At 37.9% G+C, this 9,484-nt stretch carries 11 protein-coding genes; 4 read left to right on the forward strand and 7 right to left on the reverse strand.

Annotated features, from left to right (window positions below; genetic code table 11):
* Positions 1-81: 81 nt before the first annotated feature.
* The 4 genes from BLS16_RS10765 to BLS16_RS10780 form a co-directional block, all read right to left on the reverse strand.
* Entirely contained in the window at positions 82-1,215 is a 1,134-nt protein-coding gene (locus tag BLS16_RS10765; protein WP_092333093.1) for a THUMP domain-containing class I SAM-dependent RNA methyltransferase, read from the reverse strand.
* 83 nt (positions 1,216-1,298) lie between these two features.
* Positions 1,299-2,030, reverse strand: a complete 732-nt coding sequence (locus tag BLS16_RS10770; RefSeq protein ID WP_092333094.1) for a DUF2786 domain-containing protein — start codon at positions 2,028-2,030, stop codon at positions 1,299-1,301.
* Positions 2,031-2,049: 19 nt separating this feature from the next.
* Positions 2,050-2,334 (reverse strand): hypothetical protein, encoded by a 285-nt coding sequence (locus BLS16_RS10775; protein WP_092333095.1) that lies wholly within the window; start codon positions 2,332-2,334, stop codon positions 2,050-2,052.
* A gap of 178 nt (positions 2,335-2,512) precedes the next feature.
* Positions 2,513-3,274, reverse strand: coding sequence for an alpha/beta fold hydrolase (locus BLS16_RS10780; protein WP_092333096.1), 762 nt, complete (start codon positions 3,272-3,274; stop codon positions 2,513-2,515).
* Positions 3,275-3,498: 224 nt separating this feature from the next.
* Here BLS16_RS10780 and BLS16_RS24565 point away from each other — a divergent pair, with 224 nt between their 5' ends.
* On the forward strand, positions 3,499-3,624 hold the full coding sequence (locus tag BLS16_RS24565; RefSeq protein WP_282433733.1) for a hypothetical protein: 126 nt from the start codon (positions 3,499-3,501) through the stop codon (positions 3,622-3,624).
* Between the two features lie 119 nt (positions 3,625-3,743).
* Here BLS16_RS24565 and BLS16_RS24570 read toward each other — a convergent pair whose 3' ends face one another.
* On the reverse strand, positions 3,744-3,866 hold the full coding sequence (locus BLS16_RS24570; protein ID WP_282433734.1) for a hypothetical protein: 123 nt from the start codon (positions 3,864-3,866) through the stop codon (positions 3,744-3,746).
* Between the two features lie 155 nt (positions 3,867-4,021).
* Here BLS16_RS24570 and BLS16_RS10785 point away from each other — a divergent pair, with 155 nt between their 5' ends.
* Together BLS16_RS10785 and BLS16_RS10790 are read left to right on the forward strand one after the other, a co-directional pair.
* Positions 4,022-5,341 carry an aminotransferase class V-fold PLP-dependent enzyme gene (locus BLS16_RS10785; protein WP_092333097.1) on the forward strand — a complete coding sequence of 440 codons (1,320 nt, stop codon included), beginning with the start codon at positions 4,022-4,024 and terminating at the stop codon, positions 5,339-5,341.
* A 70-nt stretch (positions 5,342-5,411) separates the two neighbouring features.
* Positions 5,412-5,888, forward strand: a complete 477-nt coding sequence (locus BLS16_RS10790; protein WP_092333098.1) for a DsrE/DsrF/DrsH-like family protein — start codon at positions 5,412-5,414, stop codon at positions 5,886-5,888.
* A 1-nt stretch (position 5,889) separates the two neighbouring features.
* On the opposite strand, the gene BLS16_RS10795 is transcribed toward BLS16_RS10790, so the two are convergent.
* On the reverse strand, positions 5,890-6,516 hold the full coding sequence (locus BLS16_RS10795) for a ribonuclease H1 domain-containing protein (protein WP_092333099.1): 627 nt from the start codon (positions 6,514-6,516) through the stop codon (positions 5,890-5,892).
* A gap of 253 nt (positions 6,517-6,769) precedes the next feature.
* Here BLS16_RS10795 and BLS16_RS10800 point away from each other — a divergent pair, with 253 nt between their 5' ends.
* Positions 6,770-7,432: an AbrB family transcriptional regulator gene (locus BLS16_RS10800; RefSeq protein ID WP_092333100.1), complete on the forward strand. Its 663-nt coding sequence runs from the start codon at positions 6,770-6,772 to the stop codon at positions 7,430-7,432.
* A 90-nt stretch (positions 7,433-7,522) separates the two neighbouring features.
* On the opposite strand, the gene BLS16_RS10805 is transcribed toward BLS16_RS10800, so the two are convergent.
* Positions 7,523-9,049, reverse strand: a complete 1,527-nt coding sequence (locus tag BLS16_RS10805; RefSeq protein ID WP_092333101.1) for a methyl-accepting chemotaxis protein — start codon at positions 9,047-9,049, stop codon at positions 7,523-7,525.
* Between the last annotated feature and the right edge of the window lie 435 nt (positions 9,050-9,484).

The raw sequence follows: 9,484 nt of genomic DNA on the forward strand, positions 1-9,484 counted from the left end.
CCATTTTTTTCTTCATTAAATATAATGAACTAATTCAATACTTCTAATTATTAGATTAGTTCATTAGAATTTCCTTAAATGTTATCTAGGTGGTCGAGGGCCGAAAAATTGATAGTAATGGCATTCTAATCGACCATTATAGAGCTTACGACTTTTATCCCAGCGTCTTCCGATTAATGTTTCTGGGGATTGGAAATTGGTTAATATATGAAGCGACCAGTCGTTGAGACGTTTATAAGTTTCTCCAAGTTCTTGATACAGCCCTTTGACATCGTCAATGTCTCCAAGTCGTTCTCCATAAGGTGGGTTTGCAATAAGATGCCCGAAGCTAAATCGGGATCTTACTTCGGCAACTGGCAAGCGCTGAAAGTGTACAATTCCTTCAACACCAGCTTCTATGGCGTGGATTCGAGCTAACTCCAAAGCTTTAGGGTCAATATCAGAACCAAAGATATTTAATATAGTCTCTCGTTCCCATAGATCTAGCGCCTCTTGCCAGGCTTCTTGCCATAGTCCCCTAGGAATTTGGGGCCATTTTTCAGCTGCAAAGCTTCTCTTTAGGCCTGGAGCACGATTTTGCGCTATTAAGGCGGCTTCAATGGGAATTGTTCCGGTTCCACAAAAGGGGTCGATTAAGGCCCGATCTTTATTCCAATAGCTCAGCTGAATCATAGCTGCCGCTAATGTCTCTTTAAGGGGGGCTTGTCCTGCAAGTTTTCGATATCCTCGTTTATGTAAACCAATCCCAGAAGTATCAATTGTTAAAGTGACTCTATCGTTTAATAACGCTACTTCGATCTGATAACGAGGACCACTCTCTTCAAACCAGTTACAATTATATGTTTCTTTGAGACGTTCTACAATCGCCTTTTTTACAATGGCTTGACAGTCGGAAACACTATACAGTTTTGATTTTACGGATTTCCCTTGAACAGGAAAATTAGCATCTATGGAGAGCCAATCTTCCCAAGGTAGAGACTTAGTTTGTTGAAAAAGCTCTTCAAAGGTTCGAGCTTCAAAGGATCCTACTCTTAATAAAACACGATCCGCACTTCGGAGCCATAAATTTGTTCGGCAGATTCCCAATTCATCAGTTTTAAATATTACCTTTCCATTTTCTACAACTATATCATCATACCCCAGTTGTTTGAGTTCACGTGCAACAATAGATTCTAAGCCAAAGGCTGCTGTTGCAATAAGTTCAATTTTCACCATCCGGATCAACCTCTCTCAGTTCAAGTGCTAAACGGTTTTTTTATTCTTTTATATCATAAGGTGAGGAGATCCAAATGGCAAGTTTAATGAATATTTTTCAACCTTCCATGAGGGATCGTACTAAAACCTTTGCCATCTCTATATCCTTTTTCATATGCTGCTTTACCAGCCAGACTGTCCTTTCGGGTATGTTGAGATGTTTTTCCACGGCCTAATTCCATATCCTTATAAGTCTGGATAACTAGTGCATCTTTAACAAGAACCAGTCCCCATCCCTCTTTGCTGACTTGTTGTGCATACTGGGCCTCTAATCCGGAGATCCAACCTTCAACATAATTGTTTCTGACTCCTCTTTGCTGGGTAAGACTTGGGCGCTGTCCTTCTACCTTTAGATATTCCTTGCGGTAATTCTTCATAAATAGGTCAGCTCCAAGCCGGATAGAATCCGTAGCAAATTTAAAGGCTATGACAGCAATTTCAGCATCCTCTTTTAATCCCATGAATGCTAGCCTGGTATACCCGTTACATTTATTCAGATAAGAATAACACCTAAAATTCTGAGCGATTACTTTACCAAGACTCTTTTTCCACCAAGACAGTTTCTCAAATTCTGTAGCATAATCATCGAGGATCTCTTTTTTATAATCTGCTTCTCCAGAAGTGTTGATTTCTAATTCGTCAATTCCATTTTCAGCCATAAAACGCTGAGCCATTAATAGGGCAGATTTAGCTTCATTACTTTCCGGATCCCCCCCATTTCTCGCCAAGTTTAGTAATGCCCGCACTTTATGTAGGAGTTTCTCATCGACTGACAAAGTATCACCTTCCTATTTTTTACATATTGCTATCGCTTAATACTTCTCCTTGGACAATTACAGTCATAACTTCCAAAGAGTCTTTAATCTCTCTACCATCTTCAATCTGGTGTGATTCCCACACCCCTTCTCTATTTCTGAACAGTGTACGTCTGTTTTCTTCTATTTCCCATTTATCCTCCAGGATAACATCTAAGACCTGTTCTCTTAACGAATCCTTCATTAGTTCAACGACATGGTTTAGCACAGATTCATCGTAATCCTCAATAGCAATGTTAACGTAGGCGCTTATCCTTTTGATCATTTTACATCTCGCTCACTTCTATATCGATTTTCACTTGTGATATGACTATCTCTAATTATACACATTTTGCATAAACCTTCTATAAAACAAAATCAAACTATGATATCCCCACCTCTGAAGGAGGTGTATCATAGTTCGATTTTAGTAATACTAACAGAAATGCAATTCCAATATTCTTTTAATAAAGCATTTCCAGAAACTTGGTTATTGCCCCATTTACCTGATCCGGTCTCTCTAGCATAGCCATATGACCAGCATTAGTAACATGTACTAAATTTGAATTAGGTATATTCTTACACAAGTAATCTGAATATTTAAGAGGAGTCATCTGATCCTCTTTTCCACAGATTATTAAAACAGGGATTTTAATCCTGGGCAGGCGATTCATAATATCAAACTTATTACAAGCATAAAAATCAGCTTTAAGAACATCAATTGGAACATTATTCATTGCTAACCTTGCTTTGTCTAGAATTGCTGGAGGTGACTTCTTGGAGTAGCTGTACTCAATATTCTCGACTGGGCACCTACCCCTAGACAAGGCATCCAGTACGGACGGATTTACACGCAGCCTTGCCCCACTACCAACAATAATCAAACCCTTTAAAACTATTGGATGCGCAATGGCTAACTCTAAAGCTATTGCCCCTCCCATCGAATGGCCCATAAGGACAAATGAATTTATTTCTAAAGCCTGCGCAAAGTTTAAAACAAAATCTCGATATGAATTAATACTGTCTGGGGGCGAACCTTCAGACAGGCCATGTCCCGGAAGATCTGGTGCAATAATGTTACAGTTATCAAAGTTGGCTAACTGATAGATCCAATTCTCACTGGTTCCCCCAGCTCCATGTACACAAAGTATTGTCTTCAGACCCGCTTGGAAATTACCACTTTGTTGAAAATATGTTTTCTTCCCTAATACATCTATATAAGGCAATCTGTGAATCTCCTTTGCTCCAGATTTAAGCTCAATATCATTATCTAAATTTTCAATTTAATACTCTTAGTACACCTTAAAACCTGGTAATAGTCAATAGGGTATTTGATTTATTGTGAAATTTCAAAAATGATACCAGCAATGTTTTGATAAGCATTAGAACCAATTAATTAGGAAACCCTAACATTGGTTACCCGATTATTTAAAAAAGGAGAAAATAAATAATGAGCAGTAAAAAAACAGACAAATCAAGAACTCATGCCGCTAATCTTGATGACCAGCGTTTAAACTCAGATAATGATAAGAAAAAGGTACCAACTAGCCCTACCAATAACCCCAAGAGTCCCTGATAGGTCAATAAGATCACAAATCAAAAGGCTGTAACATAAATTTGTTACAGCCTTATTGAATAATGGCCAGACTTCATTCACCCAAGCTATCACAGATAAATGAACTACCTAAATCGTTATTAACCTTTTGCTGTAGACTCTTTAGCATCTTTTTGTTCCTGCTTAAACTCTGCACTTCGAGAATCATATTTAGCACTTGTATACCCTTTAGTGTGTTTTTGTATCTCACCAGTCTTTTTCATATCTACCTCCACTTATCTTTATCCACTCCGATTATAGTATGTTTCAGTGTCATTAATATCATGTACGTTAAATGTTGTGTCACCTTTTTGTCTATAGATAAATATCATGCTAACAGAGCATAAAGCCTAAGATATCTTAAGCTAGAGGTGATTAAATGAATCTTAATTTTAAACTATCCCGATCTAATTATAGAAATTTGATTGTCGGAGCTGATACTAAGATCCCACTTTCTAACGGCCTATATACAACAGCCATAAACTTCGACAACGCAGCTTCTACTCCACCGTTTGTTTCTGTCATGGAAGAGATAAATCATTTTGCAGGTATGTATTCGTCAATACATCGTGGAACAGGCTATAAATCACAGCTTTCTTCGAAGGTTTATGAAGAAGCAAGATCTACAATTCTAAAATTTGTTAATGCTGATCCCTTTCGCGATACTGTAATCTTTGTCAAAAATACAACAGAAGCTATTAATAAATTATCTTATCGCTTATGGGATGGGAACAAAAAAAGTGTTATTCTCTCAACTTGGATGGAACACCATTCCAACGATCTCCCTTGGAGAAACAAATATCAAGTGGATTATGTACAGACAGATCCCTCAGGAAAATTAAGTCTCGAAGATTTGGAGGTCAGATTAGCAAAACATAAAGGGAATGTTAAGCTTGTAACTGTTACGGGTGCCTCTAACGTAACAGGATATGTAAACCCGATACATAAAATTGCTGAATTGGCACACCGCTATAATGCAAAAATTCTCGTCGACGGGGCCCAGTTAGTTCCGCATAATTCTATAAATATGAATCCTCAAAACTCGCTGCAATCCATTGATTATCTCGTATTTTCCGCTCATAAAATGTATGCTCCTTTCGGAACAGGTGTACTTATCGGGCCTGAAGAAACCTTCAATAAAGGTATTTCTGAGTTTGTGGGAGGAGGGACAGCAGAAACTGTAACCCATAATTGGGTAGTTTGGGAAAAACCGCCTCATAACGAAGAAGCAGGAACTCCTAACCTGATGGGAGTTGTTGCTCTGGCAGCAGCGGTCAAAACTCTCAGCGGATTGGGTATGAAAAATGTAGATCACTACGAAAATCAACTAACAAACTATGCAAATTCAAAGCTCAATTCCATTCCCGGTATCAAAGTTTACTCTCATACTGTACATGGCGAACCTAGAATCGGAGTGATTCCTTTTAACATTAAAGGGATTGCTCATGAACAAGTTGCAAAAATATTATCAAATCAGGCGGGAATTGCTGTAAGAACCGGTTGTTTTTGTACTCAACCTTACATTCAAAGTCTATTAGGGATTTCTCCAAAGCAAATGGAACTCTACCGGAAACGTCGAGACATTCCCCGCCCTGGGGTGGTTCGTATAAGCTTTGGGTTATACAATGATTTTAGTGAGATCGATATTCTAATTCAATTACTTGAAAGAATCGCCAAGCATCCAACATCTTACATCTGATCAACTTATATAAAAGCTTATTTCTACTTATAATAGGTTTGAAAGATGATCAGTAAAGGGGTTGCACAAATTGAACAAGAAAATGAATCTACTTGTGTTTAGCGGAGACTATGATAAAGCTCTAGCAGCACTGATACTGGCTAATTCTGCCCGAGAATTGGATGTAGATGTGACTATGTTTTTCGCATTTTGGGGGCTCTGTCTAGTTCGTGATCCGGAAAAGGCTACATCAGATGACAAAACTCTTTACGAAAAAATGTTTGGAATGGTTACACCTAAAGGGCCTGACGAATTACCTCTTTCAAGGATGAACATGGTTGGCCTCGGAAAACAAATGCTTCTTGAAATGATGGAAGATGACAAAGCACCTTCATTAACCGACTTTCTCAATGGAGCCCGGAAAAAGGGAGTAAAGTTCTACGGCTGTAAACTATCTGTTGACGTAATGGGCTTTAAACCTGAGGAACTACTGCCTGAAGTTGAAATTATAACGGCCAAAGAATATCTATCTGATGCTCTTGACTCAGACATGCAGCTATTTATATAAATTACTTTGATCCTATCCCCAGAGCCTTTTTTGCTAACTGGTCTACGTAATCGTTAAAACGATCACCGCTATGACCAGCAACTTTTTGAAACTCATATAAACCTTGATGCTCTCTCATGAACTTAACGTACGCTTGAGTGAATTTATTTTTTGCTTGCCAATCCCCTGTAACCCAATGAGAAATACCTGAGTAATCATGAATAATTCGTATCCGGACGTTTAATGATTTTGCTTTTTCCACAGCATGTTGTACCGCTGCGATTTCTCCCGCAACATTCCTCATGGTGGCGGCCTCTAGATCTTCTCCAACCCCATTACTTTCGAGAACCACTTCCCCATTCTTAACAAACGCATAACCATAAGAATATTTTCCGTTTACAAAGCTACCATCAGTATAGACCTCATAGTCAACATTGTTAATCGAAGAATCGTGTAGATTAAAACTTGTGCTTTCCTTATGGTTCTGACTTATTGTGTTATTTAACCATTCAAGTGCTTCAGGCTTTGTTTCAAATCCTTTATAGATTGCACCTTTATACCCTTTCACGGATGCTTGACATTCGGGCCAATTATTAAAGATACCTGTCTTGTGACCTAGTTTAACACTATAATAGTTTTTTTTAGCCAAAGTTGTCACCCCTAAGTGTATACTAATATAACCTCATAGTATTCCATTGATAAGACTATAAAATTATTGCGTTTTGCTCCAATATATTAATGACTCCAGCAAAAAAAGTCAACTTATTAAATATGGTAAGCTCAAAAAAAATTTCTTTTGCATATAGTTAAAGGAGGAATATTCAGATTATTGTTGAAACTATAATGGTAACACCCCCTACCGGCCTTAACCCAATTAAAATTAAGTTAAAGGAGGAGTATTTATGGAAACGTATCGGGTAAAGGTTGGAACAAAAGGAGAAATCATTTTACCCAAAGAACTACGTGAACTATTTGGACTAGTAGAAGAAGATACCCTAGATTTATGTGTCGATTCTGAAGGAAAAGTATTTGTACGAACAGCTGAACGCTCAGTTCGACCACTCTCAGATTTCTTCGAAGACTTAATTATTAGCGATTTACTGGCAGAAGGCTGTAATGGGGATTGTCTTAAACACAAATTATTAGAGCATAAGCTTAAGTTGAGCACTGTCCTAGATCGTTTATCGGAAGAAGCTCATAGAGCCCATAAAAATGGTCAATGTATTCGGTGGTGGGAAGCTCAAGCTTTATCATCACTGGGAATTCACAAGACTGATAGAGGACAATTCAATGTCATGATAACTACCCGGGGTGTTCATGATCTAGTAGTTCTGCGTAAGGAAGAACTCAAGGAAATACCAGCAGTTTTTGAATGCTTAGAACAAGATCCGTTTGCTTTTAAGCGACTTCGCGGGCCATTTTATGAAACTTATCGAGTATCTTTCCGCTGTGGTACTAAGGAATACCGAGTTGTTTACACCATCTTTTCTCAAGAAAATTTAATTGTAATTTTGACTGTAGGTGCTCGAGAGGTTATATATGACCGACTTAACGGTATAGCCTAAGGGAGCTGAAAACAATAACAAATTTTCAATGGGTAGAAAAGGAAGCCCTTAAGGTATCTGGGCTTCCTTAATCATTCACCGAGCACATACCTAGCACTCAGCGCATTTTCCATTACAGGCCTGGTCAATTTCAGTACTCCCAAATAAACTAATACCTTTAGTCGACATATCTTCAACCGCAGCTGTAACCTTATCCAGTTGGGTGAAAATACTTTTTGATAAGACTTCTGCCCTGCTATAGGATTCTTGAGCACTTACATGTTGCCCTGCTTTAACTGCCTCAATTCCGATTTGCCCTATTTTATGCAAATCATTATGAATGGCTTCAATTTTATCCCACTCTTCAGCTATGGAACAGTTGGACACTTGAACTGCATGGTAAAAGTGTCCAAAAGCGCATTTAGTACCATCTGTCTGCAGCGGATAAATCGTCATATCAGTAACTATTTTTTTAAAATTTTCCAGCCATTTGGTATGTGCCTTTTTAGCATCGGTAATAGTAGCTAGAAATTCTTCGTTGTTTAAAGCATTACTACTGCCGATTAATGAACTCATCTGCTCCTTAACAATACTAGATATTTCGTCATCAATAATAGCAATTTCTTTAGCTGATTCAGCACTGGCTAGGGCGTCACTATGAATGATTTGGGTCATCATAGTCAACTCCTCAGCATCACGGCTCGACACTTCCATAGCCTGATTAATCTCATTAGTTGCAACTTTTATACCTTCCATTGATTGATTAATAAACTGTACATCATGGATAGTCGTTTGTAGCATTTCCACATTTTTTTCCATAGTTTCAGTGATAGTTTCAATCTTTAGGCTCATTTTTTCGGTTAAAGACATTGTATTATCCATGCTTTGCTTACCTTCTTGAGCAGCAGTTTGAATGTTTCCAACGAAAGACCTCATGCCTTCGAGGCTTCTTTTTGTATCATCTGCCAATTTACGAATTTCTTCAGCCACAACAGAAAAACCACGTCCGTTTTCTCCTGCACGCGCTGCCTCAATCGAGGCGTTAAGCGCAAGTAAATTAGTTTGTTCAGCTATCTCCCCCACCCCGAGGACTATTTCATTAACTCTGTTAGCCATTTCAACTAATTGAGCAATTTTTTCACCCATAATATTAGCATCGAGCATAACATTGTCTTTCAGTTCATTTACTTCCTTAAGTTGATTTAAACTAATATGATTATTTCGAACAAGATCTTCTGATGCTTCAGATAACTGGGATAATGTCTTTGACGTTTTTTCTACCGTCGAATTCACCTCACTCATCCCAGCATTAGTTTGTTCTACAACAGCAAGATTCGACTCACTTAAAAGGGCCATTTTCTTGGCAAAATCAATAAGCTTATGAGCAATATGCGACATATTTACATCAAAGCTACTTAAAACAGCTGCAATATTCAATAGTTTCTTTGCTGAATTAGCCATTTGACGTTCATTATTAAATAGTTTTACAAAGTGCCCCACCATCCTCCTATGGATTGGATATTCAAGCTTTGGTTCGACTGCATCAATACCTTTGAATTTGTCTTCAACATATTTAAAAATATAATTTGTTTCCTCACAGGGTTGTCTCTTAGAAAAAATATCGAGCACACTTTTCATTGTTTCTATCTCTCCTTTTGTAAGTCTTAGACCACATCTAATAAGCCTTCAGGGTAAATGCAATCAAAATTGGTATGATCTGCCATAGCTTTAAATACTCTACTTATTCACCATATTTCCTGAAATTCCTTTAAAATTATACTAAAAGTGAAGAATTTCTCCTGACTTTAGGAGTTTCTTAACAAAATAGAGGAATTTGAACCCTGAGAATCGCTTAATATAGCGGATTTCGGGGTATTTTTACCCTTAAAATTGTTAAATTATTTTGTCCTGTTATATCCTGTTATTTCATTCCTTTTTTGCTCGACTCATGGTATAATGGATTTATACAATTTCTTTAATTCGGAGGGCTCGATGTACGTTGCTATTACAGGCTCGGGCAAAGCCCGAGTCGTCCAGTTCAGAGAAGATACTCGCATACCGGGAACAACTAAA

Source organism: Desulfosporosinus hippei DSM 8344 (genome assembly GCF_900100785.1).
Taxonomy (GTDB): Bacteria; Bacillota; Desulfitobacteriia; order Desulfitobacteriales; family Desulfitobacteriaceae; genus Desulfosporosinus; species Desulfosporosinus hippei.